This is a genomic window from Bacillus cereus group sp. MG1 (assembly GCF_040460035.1).
Taxonomy (GTDB): Bacteria; Bacillota; Bacilli; order Bacillales; family Bacillaceae_G; genus Bacillus_A; species Bacillus_A cereus.
Genome location: NZ_JARVGY010000001.1, coordinates 1,926,469 through 1,945,671, shown reverse-complemented (window position 1 = coordinate 1,945,671; position 19,203 = coordinate 1,926,469). Strand labels below are relative to the sequence as shown.

Here is a 19,203-nt window from a genome sequence, read left to right as displayed (position 1 = left end):
ATCAATTACAAAACTTACAAAAACTATTTTTACTATTGAAAGCGTTTTAATATTGTTATTAAGAAAACGAGGGGGTGCCATATGGGAATTCAAAAGAATGTGGAAGCGGTATCATTTTCTGAAGGAAATGAAGTACAAAGAGAATCTTTCGCTTCTAAAATTATGAATGTAAAAATCGGTGTTATACCTTTACCGTTATATGTAGTATTGGCTGCTATTATTTATGGGGCATCTGTATATAATAAATTGCCAGCAGATATGATTGGTGGATTTGCAGTTATTATGATCATGGGGATTTTCTTAGGCGATATTGGGATGAGAATTCCAATTTTAAAAAATATCGGTGGTCCAGCAATACTTTCGTTATTTATTCCATCATTACTTGTATTTTTTAACTGGATGAATCCAGCTTCAATGGAAGCTGCGACTATGTTAATGAAAAAATCGAACTTTTTATATTTATATATTTCTTGTTTAGTAGTCGGAAGTATTTTAGGAATGAACCGTAAAGTGTTAGTACAAGGTTTCGTTCGTATGTTTATTCCTTTAGTAGTAGGGACGTTAGCTTCTGTAGCAGTAGGATTATTGGTCGGTTCATTATTTGGATTTGAAATGAAGCACACATTCTTCTTTATCATCATACCAATTGTGAGTGGTGGTATCGGGGAAGGGATTTTACCATTGTCGCTAGCTTATAGTGATATTTTAAATGAATCATCAGCAACGTTTGTATCACAGCTTATTCCAGCAGCTATTATTGGAAATATGTTCGCAATTGTAAGTGCAGGGTATATGAAGCGTTTAGGTGAGAAGAAACCGGAGCTTAGTGGTAACGGTGTATTAGTGAAAACAGACAATCAAGCAGAATTATTAAAAGAACAAAATACAGAGAAGCCAATTGACTTCTCATTAATGGGAGCAGGTTTATTAATTGCGTGTACGTTCTTCATCTTCGGAGGATTTGCTTCTAAGTTCATCGGTATTCCTGGGGCAATCATTATGATTTTCTCAGCAGCGCTTGTGAAATACTTTAAATTAATGCCAGCAAAAATGGAGCAAGGAGCATTCCATTTATATAAATTTATTTCGAAGAATTTAACTTGGCCTTTAATGGTTGGATTAGGATTGCTATATATTCCGTTAAAAGACGTAGCAGCAGTTCTTTCAGTAGGATATGTTGTTGTGTGCGCATCGGTTGTTCTTACAATGGTAGCATCAGGTTTTCTTGTAGGGAAAGTGATGAAAATGTATCCAGTTGAATCAGCGATTGTAACTGGATGTCATAGCGGTTTAGGTGGAACTGGAGATGTTGCTATTTTATCAGCTTCAAATCGTATGGAATTAATGCCGTTCGCGCAAATTTCGACTCGTTTAGGCGGAGCGGCAATGGTTGTAACAGCGACAATATTATTAAAGATGTTTTCATGATCAAACAAGCTAGCTATATTCATATAGCTAGCTTGTCAAATTAAGGGGAGATTATAAGTATGTTAGCAAATCAAATTAATGAAAGATCATTGTTATTGCATAAAGAATTAGTAGGAAAAATTGAAATTACAAGTAAAGTAGAAGTAAATTCAGCGGATGATTTAAGCCTGACGTATACACCAGGTGTAGCGGAGTCTTGTAAAGCAATTGCGGCAGATGAAGAAACGGTGTATGACTATACAGCACGTGGTAATATGGTGGCAGTTGTCTCAGATGGAACAGCGGTACTCGGTTTAGGAAACATTGGACCGAAAGCGGCTATGCCTGTTATGGAAGGGAAAAGTATTTTGTTTAAGAAGTTTGCGAATGTAGATGCTTTCCCATTATGTTTAGGCACAACGGATGTAGATGAAATCGTTACCCTTGTGAAAAATTTAGAGCCTACATTTGCAGGGATTAATTTAGAAGATATTGCAGCACCGCGTTGTTTTGAAATTGAAAAACGATTAAAAGAAGAAACGAATATTCCTGTATTCCATGATGATCAACATGGAACAGCTATTGTCGTTTTAGCAGCTGTTATTAATGCATTAAAAGTTGTTAGCAAACAAATGGATAATGTGAAAATCGTTATTAACGGTGCGGGTTCGGCAGGAATTGCAATTGGAAAATTATTATTAAAGGCTGGTGCAAAGCACATTACGCTAGTTAGCCTAGAAGGTATTGTTTGTGAAGGTGAAACATGGATGAACGAAGCGCAAATTGAAGTTTCAAAAAAGACAAATCGTGAACATGTGCGTGGAACGTTAAAAGAAGCGATTAACCAAGCTGATATTTTTATTGGCGTATCTGCTCCTAACGTATTAACGAAAGAACTTGTACAGACGATGAATGAGAAAGCAATTGTGTTTGCAATGGCGAATCCAATTCCAGAAATCTTCCCTGAGGATGCATTAGAGGCTGGGGCAGCTGTAGTAGGAACTGGGCGCTCGGATTATGCGAATCAAGTAAATAATGTATTGGCGTTTCCCGGAATATTCCGCGGTGCGTTAGATGTGCGCGCAACTGATATTACAGAAGAGATGAAATTAGCGGCAGCATATGGGATCGCTAACATCATTACTGATGAAGAACGTAATGCGAATTATGTAATCCCGAATCCATTAGATAAAAGAGTTGTTCCAAGTGTTGCGGAAGCAGTAGCGAAAGCAGCTATTGATTCAGGCGTGGCACAAATTACGAAAATACCACGTTATTAATAGCTAAAAGCAGTGCCTAAAAGGCACTGCTTTTTTGAGATAAGAAATCAAAATAATGAAGAAGTGTAGAATTATTTATGTTTCTTCACTATTTATTTAATTCCATTGCAACTTGTTTACCATTCACTAAAACCTCAGTTACTGCTACGATTACTTCTATCATTTTTTTCATCTCTCATCTCTCCTCGCTTCATTTCTTACTTTAAGTATAAGAGAAGAGAGATAATTCAACTATCGAAGTACATGACGTAGAAATTACATTGTTGTAAGAAAGTGGTTTATTTTTGTCACTTTACTTAGCGGTGATTACAAACTGATCATAATATTTTTCATTCACATAGATATTTAATAACCATAATCCAGATGAAGGTAGTGACATAGCGAGAGGGAGTTCGCTTGTAGTAGAATTGATTGTATTTGAAGTAGTCCAAGTTTGTTTGGAAATTTCTTTTTGAAAGAGTACTGGTGTTGGAGTTACAGATCCTTGTTTTAGCGCAATAATAGACAATTTTCCAGTAGGTATTTCAGAATCTAGAAAGTACCACATTATTTCATTTTGTTCATTTGCGATAATAGGACTATCAGCCATTGCGATTTTTCCTTCGATGCCTTTTAAAGGTATTTTTCCGTCTATGAATGAGGGGGCTTCTTCCCAATTTACATCTTTTAAAACACTAAGGTGAAAGAAGGAAGGTGCGTTCACTTGAGTGGATGAAGTTGCTATTACGTCTTTTTTTTGTTCTTTTGAATCCGGTTGAGTTTGTGTGCATCCAGTGATGAGGAGGGAGAGAAGTAGCATAGTTCCGATTTTTTTCATGGTGCCACACTCCTAGTTTTTATTGTTAGTGTAATTGTATTTGCTAGAAGGCGGGACAATTCCTTTAAAGTATAAAAAGAGGTCGTAAGTTTTGTACGACCTCTTTTGACATTTTTTATCCCGTAAAGCCCGATTGGTGTAGGTTAATAATCAGTGGGAGATAGCCCCACTAATTAAAGTTTCATTTTATATTTGTTCCGTTGTATAGGTTGGTTCGGTTTCTTTTTGAGGCATCGTCAAAAAAATAACGGACAGAACGATACATACGCCGCCTAATAATTGGTATGCTCCAAAAGCTTCATTTAGCCAAGTGATTGAAACGATGGCAGCTACAAGGGGTTCAATGCTAGATAAAATGCTTGTTTCTGTTGCTGCTAAATATTTAAGACTACCGATATATAGAAGGAAAGAAAGGGTACCACTAACAATGATAAGAATAAGCATAGAAAAAGTTTTCAGTGTAAGGGTTTGTGAAAATTGATTCCACCCGAATGAACGATTATAAATAAGTAGTGCAATTCCTCCGATTAACATTCCCCAACCAATTACTACAGTTGTCCCGCATTCTTTAATGAGAGAAGCCGGATGAAGGGTATAAAATGCAAATCCGATTGCTGTTAATAGTCCAAAAATAATAGCTTCTTTAGATAAAACAATATTTTCAATTGAGCCATTTGTAATAATAAAGTATGTTCCTATTAGCGCGGCTATAATTGCGAATAGTTGCATGGAAGCAGGGAATTTTCTTTGTTCAAATGCAACATACACGGTAATAAGAACAGGACCTAGAAATTGAAATAGCGTTGCAGTGACCGCGTTACTAATATGAACCGTTTCGATAAAGGCGTATTGTGCACCGAGCATGCCGAGAATAGAAAAAATAATAAGTTGTATAGAATATCTAAGGTGTTTCCAAATTTGAAATATGTTTTGTTTCTTTATAAGTAAGAAAGACAAAATAAATATTCCTGCAAGCAACAATCGAATTGTTAAAAAATCAATTGAGGATACATTAGTATGCTGAAATAGCCACTGAATCATTGGACCAGATAATCCCCATAATGTAGCCCCTGTAATAATCATAATAAGTCCGATACGTCTACCGTTGTTCATTATCATGTTTCTCCTCTCCAGTATTTGATTTTTGATGTGTGACATGATAAAAGGAATTATATATATAATCTGGTACTGTAAAAAGTATCAGATTTTAGTTTTATTAAGGGGTCAGATACTATGTTAGAATTAACGCCTAATTTAAATATGAATAGTAAAAAGGCATTATATGTGCAATTGTATGAGTATATAAAAAAAGAGATTAAAGATGGATCAATTGTCCCTTTTACGAAATTACCGGCTAAGCGAAAGTTAGCGATACATTTACAAGTAAGTAAAAATACAGTAGAGGCAGCGTACGAACAATTACTTGCAGAAGGTTATATTGAGTCGATATCGAGAAAAGGTTATTTTGTATGCAAGATTGAGCAAATGGTTCATGTAGAGGATAGCGAAGAGAGGATAGAAGAAGTCCCGTTTCAGGAGAAGCGTTATAAATTTGACTTTACACAAACAGGAATTGATACAAATGCTTTTCCATTTAATATGTATCGGAAAATTGTAAATGAAGTATGGCAGCCGCATAATAACGAACTTCTCTTTCTAGGACACCCTCAAGGGGAAGCAAGCTTAAGAGAAGAGATTACGAATTATTTGTATGAATCTAGAGGTGTGCGTTGTTCAGCTAGTCAAATTGTATTAGGAGCGGGAACACAAATATTAGTGAAACTATTGTTTCAATTGTTAAAGGGAAGCAATTATGCAGTTGAAAACCCAGGGTATCATAGAAAGATGGTTGTTTTTGAACAGGGAGAAGCAAGAGTCCAAATGTTATCTTTAGATAGAGATGGAATTTGTATTGCAGATTTAGAAAATAGCAATGCGAATGTTGTATTTGTTACACCTTCCCATCAGTTTCCATATGGAATGATTATGCCTATTACGAGAAGGATGCAGCTTTTACAATGGGCAAAGAAAGAAGAGAGCAGGTATATTATTGAAGATGATTATGATAGTGAATTTCGCTATTCTGGAAAGCCTATACCGGCGCTGCAAGGGTTAGATACAGAGGGGAAAGTTATTTATATGGGGACGCTATCTAAAGCATTATTGCCATCGCTACGGATGAGTTATATGGTGTTGCCGAAGAAATTAATTAAAAAGTATCAACAGCAATATTTATTTTACACACAAAGTGTTTCAAGAATGGACCAAGAAGTGATTAGAAGATTTTTAAATGAAGGCTATTGGGAAAAACATATTCATAAAATGCGTGTCGTCTACCGAAAGAAGAGAGATCGACTTGTTTTTGAAATAGAGAAGTATTTCTCTAATCGTGTTAAAGTGATAGGAGAAGATTCGGGATTACACATTTTATTAAAAGTGCATAATGGAATGCGGGAAGAAGAATTAATTCAAGAAGCTGCGAAATATAGTATCAAAATATATCCTGTGTCTACGTACTATAAAGACGGTACGGCGCCTGAGAGTGTAGTTTTACTTGGGTTTGCGATATTATCAGAGGAAGAGATTGCGAAAGCGATTCAATTATTACACACGGCATGGTTTACAAGAAAGTAAAAAACATCCTCCAAACATGAGGATGTTTTTTATTATTTATTTTCATCTAAGAATAAGACCATATGCTCTTCGTCCCAATATTGTCCGTTATATTTTAATGAACGTTCTTGTACACCGAATGTTTTAAAACCTAATGATTCATAAAGTTTTTTCGCTCCATCGTTGCCAACAACAACATCAAGCATAACTTGTTCTACTTCTAAAGATTTAGCAAGTTCAAGACATTCTTTAATAAGTGCTTTTCCTGCTCCAAGTCCGCGTGCTTTTGGAGATACATATACAGAACCGATTTTAGCTTTATGTTCTTGTTTTACATATGGTTTCGTTTCCAGCGTTGCAACCCCGATTAATTTTCCATCTTTAAATGCACCTAGCGTATAGTTTTCATCTTGTGCTAATTTTTGTGCTTTATATTCAATCGCACACTCTTTATTAATAATATCTTCATAAGAAGAGCTGAATGCTTCAGGGTTTTGCTTTAATCCTTCTACGCGAAGTTCTAAGTAAATTTCTGCTTCGTCTTTTGTTAATACATGGATATCCAATTATATCACCCTCCAAATCTTTGCAAATGTACCTTTATTTTATATTGAAATAAGAATAATTTCAAAAGCTTAGCTTATATGAGCTGTTTTTATGAACAAAATAACACCAGTAGTGTTTACTACTACTGGTGTTTTCACACGCATATTATTCAAAAGGTAGCTCGATTATAAAGTTTGTTCCCGCTTCTAATTGGCTTGTTACTAGAATAGAACCGTTATGCAATTCTACAATTTCCTTTGCAACAGCTAGCCCGATGCCTTTTCCGCCTGTAGCTCGTGTTCTGGATTTATCAACACGATAAAAACGGTCAAAAATATGCGGGATATCTTCTTCAGGAATACCTTCACCTTCATCTTGTACACTTATTGTAAAAGAATATGTTTCCATGAGTACACGTATCGTAATGGATGTGTTTTCTGGCGAATGTTGATAAGCGTTGTGTAATAAATTTAACATAACTTGTTCCATACGTCTTTCGTCTATACAAACTTCTAAATCATCTTTGCAATATACATGAAGTTGCATTTGCTTATTCGTTAATGTTGTTTTTGTTTTTTCAACCATTCGTTCTAAAAATGGCTGAAGAAGCACTTTTTGTTTTTTTATAACAAATTGGTGTTGTTCTAATTGTACAAGCATAAATAAATCTTGGACGAGATCGGTTACACTATCCGTTTCATCCTCAATGATTTGTAAGTATTCTTCTCGCGCCTCTTTTGTTAAAGAGTCTCTCTTTGCTACCTTTGCATAACCTTTCATATAGGTCAATGGAGTTAATAGTTCATGAGCGACACTAGCGAGAAATTCATTGCGCTCTTTTTTCATATACGTAAGCTCACTCGATAAATCTTCAATTGTTTTTGCTAAACTTCCGAGTTCATCATTTCGTTTAATACCTAATTGAATTGGCTTGTTTAATTTTGACATTTTTTCTGTCGCTCTCTTCATTTTTATAAGAGGATCTGTAATAAATTTAGAAAAAACAAAGACAGAAATAGTTGTTAAAATAATCGTCAAAATACTAATGATAAGAAATTGATGCAGGAGTTTAAGTAACATCTTTTCTAAGAAAGATGTTTTTAATAACATATGTAAATTACCTTGAAATCCTTGAATTTCAAGTGGACTTACTGTTGAGATGAATTTTGATTTTTTCCAGTTTCTTTCTACAATTAACCCGCTTTTTGGAATAGATTTTGTTTTACAAATAAGTTGTTTTTGCATTTCTTTCGTTATGGGTTCTGAGTTAGAAATAATTTTGCCGTTATTGTCAGTTATAATGATTGTGATATCAGTATTAGCAATTAATTCGGAACCGATTAAATCTTCAGCCGCATGCTCGATAGTGAAATCCTGATACCGAGGGTGTTTAGGACGTTCTGTGTATTGCTGTTGTTTAGAATGATCATTCCATCTTGCACGGTTTACAATCTTATCACGATACCGATTACCTTTCTCTAATAGAGCATCGGTTTCTTCTTTCACACGCATTGTTGAAAGGCTTTTATAAAAAGATACGAAAGCAATTGTTTCAATACATAAAGCTAATATTAAAAAGTATGTCCCAATTTTAAGGGAAAGTTTACTCATTTTCTCACCATACCTTATTCATAATTACTTCGGTCAGTGGTATACGATTTCCCACTGACCGAAGTAATTATTCACTTTTCCATTTATATCCGACTTTATAGACCGTTTCTAGGTAATCTTCAATCGGAAATCCTTTTTTGCGTAGTTTATCACGGATATTACGAATGTGTGAATCAATTGTTCTATATTCGATATCTGTTTCATAGCCCCAAATTTTTTCGATTAAATCATCTCGGCTATAAGCACGGTTTGTATTTTGCAAAAATAGTCCGAGTAACGAAAATTCGATAGGAGTTAGCGAGATTTTTTCATCGTACACTGTGACGGTATGTTTCGTTTTATCCCACTCAATACCATTGAAACTAACAAAGCCATCTTTTTTTGTACGGCGTAATATAGCCTCGATTCGTGCGACTAATACATGCTCATCAAATGGTTTTGTAATATAATCATCTGCGCCCATCGTGAGGCCTTTCACCATATCGTAGTTTTGGTTGCGAGCTGTTAACATAATGATAGGAACGTTAGAAATTTGACGAATTTGATAGCAAGTATCCCATCCATCCATATTCGGCATCATAACATCTAATAAAATAATATCGAATTCTTTTTGTTCGATTAATTTTAGTGCTTCAAGGCCAGAGGTAGCTTTCATACAAAAATAGCCGCGAGGGCTTAAGAATAGATCTAATAATCGTAACATACGTTCTTCATCGTCTACTAATAAAATTTTTACCATAATCTTGTGCACCCCAAACTGTTCATTCTACTTGTATAGTTTACATGAAAATAATAAAAAACTCTTTTTATGTGATTGAATGGAGGGATGATTTTTTCGCTCGGAGTAATTGACATAAAAAATGCACTAGTTTTGCACAACTATTTTTTATAATAAAAAACGTAGCGACACAAAATACCCTATGTTGCGACATAACGTCATGTCATTTTATTTATAAAATGACAATTCCATTCTATTGTGTATGTGAGATAGAGAGGGTTTTCGTATTCACCTCGCATCGGATAAGAAAAATTTCCTATCTCACACTTTTTTTAAAAGGAGATCATACACATGAATCCAAAAGAAGAAATTTCAAAAAAAGAAAAGCAAGATCGTAATACGGTTGTCATGTGTGTTGCCGTATCTATGGTTATTATTATAAGTTGTGTAAATAAAATTTTAGGGATTTTATAAAATAAAAAAGCTGATTGCTTCTTAAGAAGCAATCAGCTTTTTTCATTGTTAGGGGAGTATTCCTATATGATAAACCAAGGTAAAATTGCTAACCCAGAAGTTACAATTGCTGTAGTAAATATTAAAAGCATAGCTCGTTTGTTTTGTTTCATGTCACATTCTCCTCTATATATCAAGTACATGCGATCAGCGTGGGATGTAGTTCCCCACTGAGTAAAGTTTCACTTTATATTTTTAGTATAATAAATGGTAAGGATTGGTACGATCGATAAAGGTGACATGAAGATTACATTGTTGTAATGCAAAAAAACATCTTTCTTATTAAGAAAGATGTTTTTGCAGAGTGTTGGGAAACCCTTTAGGGTTCCCCACACTCTGGAATCATTTTGATTTTAGCGAATAAAAACAACATAAAATAATAGAGTTTCAAAAAAATAGCCCTCCACCAGACCTTTTTTGGTCAGATGGAGGGCTATTTTTTTCATGTTTTGACAAGTTGCGGTGAGATAAGCCTGCATTTGGACAGACTTCAGCCCCCGAAATCGAGCATATCGATAGCCATGTAGTTCTTTGGCGTCCGCAAAGCTTCGCTCTATAGTTGAACAGCGTACTTTGTACAACTTTTTCCCTGTAACTGTTAGTTTGTTTTTTCTAGCGATATCCTTATATTTCTCCCATATATGATGAGTGATAACTTTTTGTTTTTGTTTCTTTGAAAAACATACCTCACGTAGCGGACAAACAGCGCAGTCTTCTGGGTTGGATTTATAGTGACGATATCCTTCACGATCCGTTGTCGCATACTCTAAAATACACCCCACCGGACAAGCAAATGCATTCATTTCTTCTACATATTTAAATTGGCTTTTTGGTACTTCTTTATTTCGTTTTCCAAATCGGCGATACCCCATCACCATAAATATATTTCTCTCCGATAATTTCTTACAGATATACCCTGTAAAATAGCCTGCATCAAGAGCTACAGCTTCCACTTTAAATCCGAATTTATCAATTTGAGCTTGTAGACGCGCTAAATATGGCTCGGAATCTGCCATATTTCCAGCCGTTACATAAGTATCTGTAATAATATTGTACTTCGCATCAGTCGTACGATGGTCTAAGAAATGAAAACCGTTCGGTTTTCCATCTCTCATTAAAAATCCACTATCTGGATCCGTAGTACTTATACGAGTTTTTTTAGTGGGAGTATCACTTTCCTTTCTGGGTTTTAATTCTTTTTTTCGTGTACCTCACGATCTTCAATTACCGCAGCTTCTAGTTCATCTATATAAAACTTTGCCTTTTCTTTTTTATATTTATGTACAAACTTATTTTTATTAGCATTGGCCTTAATGTGCGTAGAATCTGTCATCAGCGCACGTCCTCCCACCATCCGGTGCTCTGTCGCTTGCCTCACGATCTCATCAAAAATTTCTTCGAAAATATTTGTATGAATAAAGCGAGTACGACGATTCCAACTGATTGTAGAATGATCTGGAATAGTATCTGATAGAGAAAACCCTAAAAACCAACGGTAGGCGATATTCGTTTTAATCTCTTTTTCCAATTGACGCTCCGAACGAATACCGTAAAAATATCCAATAAACATCATTTTAAATAAAACGATAGGATGGATTGACGGACGTCCATTGTTTTCACAGTAATAAGGGCGTAACTTCTCTTCAATAAAATCAAAACTAATTGTCGCTTCGATCGCACGAAGGAAATGATCTTGTGGAACCAACTCTTCTACAGAAACAGATACACGTTTATCACGATGATTTTTTAAAGCACCCATCATAAAAAATCTCTCCTTTACCTCTTTTTATCAGTGTTGACACATAAAAAGAGGTTCAGACACAAAAACAGGCTGTGGAGAAGACTTTCTCCACAGCCTGAAAAAACATCTTTCTTATTAAGAAAGATGTTTTTGGAAAACTACCCCGCTATTTGTGGGCAGTAACTCCCATCTTAAAATTCAGCGAATGCGAGGGAGTTAGGTGGGCGATAACTGCCCGTAAAAGCCCGATTGATTCAGCTAATACTCAGTGGAGGATGGAAAAATCACCCACTGAGTAAAGTTTCACTTTATATTGAAGTATTAATCATTTAAGAACAGAACCATATGTTCCTCGTCCCAATATTGACCGTTATGTTTTAATGAACGCTCTTGTACGCCGTAAGTTTGGAAACCTAATGACTCATATAATTTTTTTGCTGCATCGTTACCAACTACAACATCGAGCATAAGTTGTTCTACATGTAATTTATCGGCATTTTCAATAATTGCTTTAATTAGAGCTCGTCCTGCTCCAAGGCCACGCGCTTTTGGAGAAACAAAAACGGAACCGATTTTTGCTTTATGTTCTTGTTTAATAAATGGTTTTGTTTCTAAAGTAGCGATACCAATTAAATCATTATCTTTGAAGACACCTAGAGTATACTTATCCGGATTGCTTAATCGTTTAGCCATAGCAGCCACAGGATTTTCATGTTTAAGAACATCTTCATAAGAAGAGCTAAAAGCTTCCGGATTCTTCGTTAAACCTTCCATACAAACTTTTAAATATATTTCTGCGTCCTCTGTTGTTAATAAGCGAATTTCCATAGTTGTAACCTCCCTGGTGGATTTCAAATAAATCCATTACTTTTATAAGATTGAGTATATGTTTTGTTAGTATTCTCTTTTAATTTGTAAAAGAATGAAAAGATATATGCTACAATGTTTTGTTTTAATTATGTAATGAAATTATATATTAACTTTGTTAACTATTCAAGTGTTTAATATGTTACATTTTTATAACTAAAATAACTCCTCGATTGAGGAGTTATTTTTTAAACATTGGATTGATAGCCATCAATTCGTTTTGGATGTGTGTAAATATTACAAGATTCATTTCTAATAAACCCTACGACTGTAATGCCTAAATCATGGGCAAGTTGCAATGCCAGTTTTGTTGGAGCGGATTTAGATAGAACAATTTCACATCCGATTTTTGAAACTTTGAGTAAAATTTCGGATGAAATACGTCCGCTAAATGCGATGATTTTTCCTTTAATGGATATATCGTTACGCAAACAATGACCATATATTTTATCTAATGCATTATGTCTTCCAATATCCATTCTTGATAGGAGGATATTGTTTCGATCACATAGCGCGGTATTGTGAACACCGCCAGTTTGGCGAAATGTAGTAGAAGATTGTTGCAAGGTATTCATTAAATGAAAGCATTCTTCAGGAGTAATTTTTACATGTATATCATGTAAGTCTTTTGCTTTTGCTGCGTCGTTTACGAAAATAAAACCTTGTCTACCTTTTCCGCAGCAAGAAGTGATGTATCGTTTATTATATAAAGTTTGATAGAGCGGATTCACTTTTGATGATTTTACATGGACAATTCCGTTATCTTTTTGAACCCATAGTTCTTCAACATCTTTATAGGAAGAAATAATCCCCTCAGAAATTAAAAAACCAATTACCATATCTTCAATATAATTTGGTGTGCATACGACTGTTACATATTCTTCACCATTCAATTTAATAGTAATAGGAGATTCTGTAACAATCTCATCAAGTTGTTTTGAAAATGTACCAGATTGATAACGTACAATTGTATAAGTCTCTTGCGTAGGCCCCATATTTAATTCCCCTTTTATATGTATTTCTCTCCCACATTTATCATAAAACAATGGAAAAAATAAAAACACCTATTAAAAAGAAGATCACAGATTATTTTGGTTATTATTGTATATGTACGATATAATAGAACTGTAGAATAGTGATATTTTCAAGCTTTCGTAGTTATACCTTATAACATCTAGAATCGACTTCATAAGAAAGTATTTGGGTAGAGCGTTTCAAAAATATGTACAGTAATGCGATTTTGAAAACGGATTCATAATTGTGTTGTACAGTTGGTTGTAAGGAGAGGGGAAACTATGGCAGAACAGACAGTCCGTGTAACCGTCGATGGTAAAGAATTTTCTGCATCAGGTGAAAAGACGATACTACAATTATTTAACGAGAGTAATTTGGAACATCCTCAAATTTGTCATGTACCAGAAGTAGATCCAATTCAAACTTGTGATACGTGTATTGTAGAAGTAAATGGAAAGTTATTGCGTGCTTGTTCAACGAAATTAGAGAACGGTATGCATATCGAAAGACAGTCCCAGCGTGCAAAAGAGGCACAGACTGAGGCAATGGATCGAATATTAGAAAATCATCTATTGTATTGTACCGTTTGTGATAACAATAATGGTAACTGTAAAGTCCATAATACAGTACATATGATGGGAATTGAGGAACAGAAATATCCGTATGAGCCAAAAGTAAGTGCGTGTGAAGTGGATATGTCACATCCATTTTATCGATATGATCCAAATCAATGTATTGCTTGTGGGCAGTGTGTAGAAGTATGTCAAAACTTACAAGTGAATGAAACTATATCGATTGATTGGAGCTTAGACCGTCCACGTGTTATATGGGACAATGGTGTAAGTATAAATGACTCATCTTGTGTAAGTTGTGGGCAGTGTGTAACAGTATGTCCATGTAATGCGTTAATGGAAAAAACAATGCTGGGTGAAGCTGGATTCATGACAGGATTGAAACCGGATGTGTTAGATCCGATGATTGATTTTGTAAAGGATGTAGAGCCGGGATATAGTAGTATTTTAGCAGTTTCAGAAGTAGAGGCTGCGATGCGTAAGACGAAAGTGAATAAAACAAAAACAGTTTGTACATTTTGTGGTGTAGGTTGTTCATTTGAAGTATGGACGAAAGACCGCCACATTTTGAAAGTGCAGCCTGTTTCAGATGCGCCGGTTAACGGTATTTCCACATGTGTAAAAGGCAAATTTGGATGGGATTTTGTAAACAGTGAAGATCGTATTACAAAGCCATTAATTCGCCAAGGAGATACGTTTGTTGAAGCTTCATGGGAAGAGGCTCTGGAAGTTGTTGCATCCAATATGCAGCATATTAAATCAGAATATGGAAGTGATGCATTTGGATTTATTTCTTCTTCGAAAGTAACGAATGAAGAAAATTATCTTATGCAAAAACTAGCCCGTCAAATATATGGAACGAATAATGTAGACAATTGTTCCCGTTATTGTCAATCTCCAGCAACAGACGGTTTATTTAAAACTGTCGGTATGGGCGGGGACGCTGGAACAGTGAAAGATATTGCGGAAGCAGGCCTTGTCATTATCGTTGGAGCAAATCCAACAGAAGGACATCCTGTACTTGCAACGCGTGTAAAACGTGCTCATAAATTACATGACCAAAAATTAATTGTGGCAGACCTTCGTAAACATGAAATGGCAGAGCGTGCGGATTTATTCATTCATCCGCGCCAAGGAACTGATTACGTATGGCTCGCTGGTATTACGAAATATATTATTGATCAAGATTGGCACGATAAAAAGTTCATAGCTGAAAATGTGAAGAATTTTGATGAATATAGCAAAATGGTAGAAAAGTATACGCTTGATTATACAGAAGAAATTACGGGGATTTCGAAAGAAAATCTGAAAGAAATGGCTCGTATGGTATATGAAGCAGATGGTACTTGTGTACTTTGGGGAATGGGTGTAACTCAAAATACTGGAGGAAGTACAACTTCAGCAGCAATTTCAAATCTATTGCTTGTTACGGGTAACTATCGTCGTCCTGGTGCAGGAGCATATCCATTACGCGGACATAATAACGTACAAGGCGCTTGTGATATGGCAACATTACCAAACTGGCTTCCAGGTTACCAAGCGGTTTCAGATGATGCGCTCCGTGCGAAATTTGAAAAAGCATACGGTACTACAATTCCGAAAGCACCAGGTTTAAATAATATTGCAATGTTACTTGCGGCAGATGAAGGAAAACTGCGTGGTATGTATGTTATGGGTGAAGAAATGGCTTTAGTAGATTCGAATGCCAACCATGTACAACATATTTTAGCGAATTTAGATTTCCTTGTTGTTCAAGATATGTTCTTATCGAAAACAGCTCGTTTTGCTGATGTTATTTTACCGGCAGCACCAAGCTTAGAAAAAGAGGGAACATTTACGAATACAGAGCGCCGTATTCAAAGATTATATGAAGTATTGAAGCCGCTTGGTGATTCAAAGCCAGACTGGTGGATTTTACAAAAAGTAGCTCGTGCACTTGGCGGGGACTGGAATTATGAAAATCCAAGTGAAATCATGGATGAAATTGCATCGCTTGCACCTTTATATTCTCAGGCAACATACGATCGTTTAGAAGGATGGAATAGTTTATGTTGGGGTAGCCATGATGGTAGCGATACACCGCTATTATATGTGGACGGATTTAACTTCCCAGATAAACTAGCTCGTCTATCATTAGATGAATGGGTACCACCAGTTGTAGCACCAGATGAGTATGATTTACTTTTAAATAATGGTCGTATGTTAGAACATTTCCATGAAGGGAATATGACGAATAAATCGGCTGGTATTTTATCTAAAGTATCTGAAGTGTTCGTTGAAATCTCGCCTGAACTTGCCCTAGAGCGCAATGTGAAAGATGGTGGCCTTGTAGAATTAGCATCACCATTTGGGAAAATTAAAGTACAGGCACTTGTTACAGATCGTGTAACGGGGAAAGAGCTATATTTACCGATGCATGCAACGGTAAATGAAGAGGCAATCAATATTTTAACTGGAACGGCGACAGATCTTTATACGTGTACACCAGCGTACAAACAAACGATGGTAAAGATGCGTGTACTACGTGAAAAAGGGAATCGTCCGTTACCATCTTCAAACCCGAGAGATAAAAAGCGTAATCCGCAAAATGGTGTTGAAATCCAGCAAAAATGGCAAAGAAAACAATACGTATCACTTGTGGACTAGGGGGCGGAGATAGTGGCGAAAGAAATTACTATAATTAAAAAGAAAGTTGTAACAGAGGAAGAACAGAAACAGCAATTAGCAGATGAACTTCTAAATGAGCTATCTAATAATCGTGAAGCAGTAGAAGAAACGATGCAGCTTTTAGCACAGTTGCAGAAGGCTGGCATATTAGATGCAGCGATTAGTTTACTTGCTGCGAAGGAAGATGTTTCAAAAATCGCTGTGGAGCAATTAAATCGTGAACCAGTTAAAAATGCACTCAACAATATGATGGGGGCAGGAGAAGCGTTATCTTCAGTTGACCCAGAAATAACGAAGCAAATTACGTCCAGTTTAGTTACAGGATTGCAATTTGCAACAGATGAATTAAATAGTGGTAAAAAAACAAAAGTGATGGATTTCTTTAAAGTATTAAAAGATCCAGATATCAATAGAGCTATTACATTCGGTTTTAGCTTCTTGAAAGCATTTGGACAAGGGCTAGAGAAAAAATAGAATAAATGAAAAAGTGATGGGAAGTAGCCATCACTTTTTTCATTATATGTATAAGAGTGTTCATGTTAAGCGGAATATATTATTATTAAAAAGATGGATTAGAACTGGAAATATGGAATCCATCTCAAATATCGTTTTAGAATGTGGAGGAATATATGCAACACCGTAAAAAACTATCTATACCAGGAGTAATAGGACATTCCTTTCAAACAGTTAAATTTGCTTTTTGGAATGTATTAACTTTTCAACTTGCTTATAAATTATTAGCAGCGATTGTGTTTGTTCCACTATTTGGAATCATTTTTAATAAGTTATTGTATTTTGGTGGTTATGCAAATGCGACAAATGATGAATTATTAGCGTTTTTAAAGACGCCTTATGGGATCTTAGCAATCGTAATTTTATCATTGTTAGCACTGTTTCTTATCTTTACAGAATTTGCGGTGCTTATTATTATTTCGTATTTCGCTCATAAAAGACAGAAGGTGAAATTACGTCCGATTTTATATAAAACGGTAACGTATTTACCTACTCTTTTTACATATTGCTTACCAGGATTTATTTTATATGCTGTCGTATTGTTGCCTCTTTTAAATATGGGATATGAAACGGCATTAATCCCGCAAATTCAAATTCCTAACTTTATTACAGGAGAACTGTTTAAGACAACGATGGGACAAGTTGGTTATTACACGTTCTTTGCTGTAGTCGCGTATTTGAATCTTCGATGGATTTTCGTTCTACCTATTGTTGTTTTAGAGCAAAAACCATTTCGCGTGGCAGCACGTAAAAGTGCAACTTTAGTAAAGGAAAGCTTTTTTAAAGTACTATTCTTTTTAGTAGGGTTTTTTATTTCAATTGGAATTGTATATGTCGTGTTTTTGGGAATATATTTATTGTGCCTATGGGGTGTTTATGAATTTACAAACCCGAAAGGAACATTTGCATTATTAGCTGAATCAACGATTTCTGTATTTTTAACGAGCACATTGTATTTATTCAGCTTTATCGTGACGCCATTTTATATTATGGCGATTACGCGATTATACTTACAAAAGGTACCGGTTGAGGATGTTTTATTAGAAGAAGGATTAGATTATTCGAAAACGAAAGCAGATAAATGTTTTTTCCAAAAACATCGTTGGAAATTCATTGGCGTATACATTGTAGGAATTATTACTGCCGGAATGGTCGTTGCCTTCATTGTAACGTTTATTTCAAATTCGTATAAAGAACCGATTATTATGGCGCACCGCGGGTATATATCAAAAGGCGTAGAAAATACGAAAGAAGCTGTGCAAGGTGCGATTGATGCAAAAGCAGACTACGCTGAAATAGATGTATTACAAACGAAAGACGGTGAACTAGCGGTTATACATGATTTGAAGCTGAAACGTCTCGCAAATGCCAATGTGCATGTGTCAGATTTAACGATGGCGGAGTTAAGGCAACTTACCCTTAGTCAAGATGGACTTTCAGGACAAATAAGTACACTTGATGAAATCATTAAGCTAGCAAATGGCAAAATCAAACTTAATATAGAAGTGAAGCTTCATGGGGGCGAAAAAGATTTTGTAAACAAAGTCTTAAAAACGATTAAAGATAATGAATTTGAGAAGCAATGTGTAATTCAAACGTTACACTATCCACTTATTAAAGAGTTTAAGCGTGCAAATCCAGATATAAAAGTAGGGTATATATTGTATGCAAGTAGAGCTAACTTAAAGAATGTGAAGGCTGACTTTTACGTAGCAGAAGAATATATGTTAAATAAGAAATTAGTAAAAGAAGCAAGGAAGTTAAACAAACCAATTTACGTATGGACAGTAAATGATATGGAAAATTTAAAGGCATATTATAAGTTGAACGTAGATGGTATCATAACCGATTACCCTGAAGATGCACGTGAAACAATTAAGATGTTAAAAGAGCAAGAAGCGGAAGAAAGTGATCTGTTTGATAAAATTACTGAAACGACAGATGATTTATTTTCTAAGTTATTTATAAGTTACCCAGCTGCTGGCTAAATGCTAGTAGCTGTTTTTTTGTGAAAAGAATATATCTCTAAAGTATTGAGTAAAGTAATAACTGTATATGTATACGTTATCGCTTAGGTTTCTTACATTGTTACATTATTGTCAAATAATAAATGATTGCTGTTTATTTTGAAGCAGTATAATAAAAATAGAGTGAAAGATAATGAAATGACACGAAACACCTAATAGAATCAATGTTTTATATATTTACACTATTCTAAATATAAAAACTTTAGTAAAATGGTATGTTAGCGTTTTCATAACTTTTAAGTTATGCTAGAATAAGGACATAAGTTATTAATTATTACAAAAAGAAAAAAGAATCTC

Annotated in this window: 15 protein-coding genes; 7 read left to right on the top strand and 8 right to left on the bottom strand. The window is 35.1% G+C overall.

Features of this window, described 5'->3' with window-relative positions; translation table 11 throughout:
• The first annotated feature begins 81 nt into the window (after positions 1-81).
• Together QCI79_RS10090 and QCI79_RS10085 are read left to right on the top strand one after the other, a co-directional pair.
• Complete coding sequence (locus tag QCI79_RS10090) at positions 82-1,428, top strand: 2-hydroxycarboxylate transporter family protein (protein WP_000512720.1); 1,347 nt, start codon at positions 82-84, stop codon at positions 1,426-1,428.
• A 59-nt stretch (positions 1,429-1,487) separates the two neighbouring features.
• The gene (locus QCI79_RS10085; protein WP_000880782.1) at positions 1,488-2,687 is read left to right on the top strand and encodes an NAD(P)-dependent malic enzyme; all 1,200 of its coding nucleotides are present in this window, start codon (positions 1,488-1,490) and stop codon (positions 2,685-2,687) included.
• 292 nt (positions 2,688-2,979) lie between these two features.
• On the opposite strand, the gene QCI79_RS10080 is transcribed toward QCI79_RS10085, so the two are convergent.
• Together QCI79_RS10080 and QCI79_RS10075 are read right to left on the bottom strand one after the other, a co-directional pair.
• On the bottom strand, positions 2,980-3,504 hold the full coding sequence (locus QCI79_RS10080) for a DUF4871 domain-containing protein (protein WP_000719695.1): 525 nt from the start codon (positions 3,502-3,504) through the stop codon (positions 2,980-2,982).
• A gap of 186 nt (positions 3,505-3,690) precedes the next feature.
• Complete coding sequence (locus QCI79_RS10075; protein WP_001059047.1) at positions 3,691-4,617, bottom strand: DMT family transporter; 927 nt, start codon at positions 4,615-4,617, stop codon at positions 3,691-3,693.
• Between the two features lie 120 nt (positions 4,618-4,737).
• On the opposite strand from QCI79_RS10075, the gene pdxR reads away from it, so the two are divergent.
• Positions 4,738-6,138 carry a MocR-like pyridoxine biosynthesis transcription factor PdxR gene (pdxR, locus tag QCI79_RS10070; protein ID WP_000891882.1) on the top strand — a complete coding sequence of 467 codons (1,401 nt, stop codon included), beginning with the start codon at positions 4,738-4,740 and terminating at the stop codon, positions 6,136-6,138.
• 32 nt (positions 6,139-6,170) lie between these two features.
• Here pdxR and QCI79_RS10065 read toward each other — a convergent pair whose 3' ends face one another.
• The 3 genes from QCI79_RS10065 to QCI79_RS10055 all read right to left on the bottom strand — a co-directional run bounded on the left by QCI79_RS10065 (position 6,171) and on the right by QCI79_RS10055 (position 9,013).
• Entirely contained in the window at positions 6,171-6,683 is a 513-nt protein-coding gene (locus QCI79_RS10065; protein WP_000351212.1) for a GNAT family N-acetyltransferase, read from the bottom strand.
• Between the two features lie 145 nt (positions 6,684-6,828).
• Complete coding sequence (locus tag QCI79_RS10060; RefSeq protein ID WP_021728387.1) at positions 6,829-8,274, bottom strand: HAMP domain-containing sensor histidine kinase; 1,446 nt, start codon at positions 8,272-8,274, stop codon at positions 6,829-6,831.
• Positions 8,275-8,341: 67 nt separating this feature from the next.
• Positions 8,342-9,013, bottom strand: coding sequence for a response regulator transcription factor (locus tag QCI79_RS10055; protein WP_000238956.1), 672 nt, complete (start codon positions 9,011-9,013; stop codon positions 8,342-8,344).
• A gap of 330 nt (positions 9,014-9,343) precedes the next feature.
• On the opposite strand from QCI79_RS10055, the gene QCI79_RS10050 reads away from it, so the two are divergent.
• Positions 9,344-9,466 (top strand): hypothetical protein, encoded by a 123-nt coding sequence (locus tag QCI79_RS10050; RefSeq protein ID WP_001068392.1) that lies wholly within the window; start codon positions 9,344-9,346, stop codon positions 9,464-9,466.
• Between the two features lie 392 nt (positions 9,467-9,858).
• Here the strand turns inward: QCI79_RS10050 and QCI79_RS10045 are convergent.
• The 3 genes from QCI79_RS10045 to fdhD all read right to left on the bottom strand — a co-directional run bounded on the left by QCI79_RS10045 (position 9,859) and on the right by fdhD (position 13,108).
• A protein-coding gene (locus tag QCI79_RS10045; protein WP_209291804.1) for an IS1182 family transposase occupies positions 9,859-11,267 on the bottom strand; the annotation gives its coding sequence in 2 pieces (ribosomal slippage) (positions 9,859-10,709 and positions 10,709-11,267; 1,410 coding nt in all).
• 300 nt (positions 11,268-11,567) lie between these two features.
• Positions 11,568-12,074, bottom strand: coding sequence for a GNAT family N-acetyltransferase (locus QCI79_RS10040; protein WP_000405883.1), 507 nt, complete (start codon positions 12,072-12,074; stop codon positions 11,568-11,570).
• 227 nt (positions 12,075-12,301) lie between these two features.
• Positions 12,302-13,108: a formate dehydrogenase accessory sulfurtransferase FdhD gene (gene fdhD / locus QCI79_RS10035; protein ID WP_000529230.1), complete on the bottom strand. Its 807-nt coding sequence runs from the start codon at positions 13,106-13,108 to the stop codon at positions 12,302-12,304.
• A 300-nt stretch (positions 13,109-13,408) separates the two neighbouring features.
• On the opposite strand from fdhD, the gene fdhF reads away from it, so the two are divergent.
• From fdhF to QCI79_RS10020, 3 genes are all read left to right on the top strand, one after another.
• The gene (gene fdhF / locus QCI79_RS10030; RefSeq protein WP_000840675.1) at positions 13,409-16,345 is read left to right on the top strand and encodes a formate dehydrogenase subunit alpha; all 2,937 of its coding nucleotides are present in this window, start codon (positions 13,409-13,411) and stop codon (positions 16,343-16,345) included.
• A 12-nt stretch (positions 16,346-16,357) separates the two neighbouring features.
• Complete coding sequence (locus QCI79_RS10025; RefSeq protein ID WP_001040507.1) at positions 16,358-16,840, top strand: helical membrane plugin domain-containing protein; 483 nt, start codon at positions 16,358-16,360, stop codon at positions 16,838-16,840.
• A 155-nt stretch (positions 16,841-16,995) separates the two neighbouring features.
• On the top strand, positions 16,996-18,867 hold the full coding sequence (locus tag QCI79_RS10020) for a glycerophosphodiester phosphodiesterase (protein WP_001164700.1): 1,872 nt from the start codon (positions 16,996-16,998) through the stop codon (positions 18,865-18,867).
• The last annotated feature ends 336 nt before the right edge of the window (positions 18,868-19,203 follow it).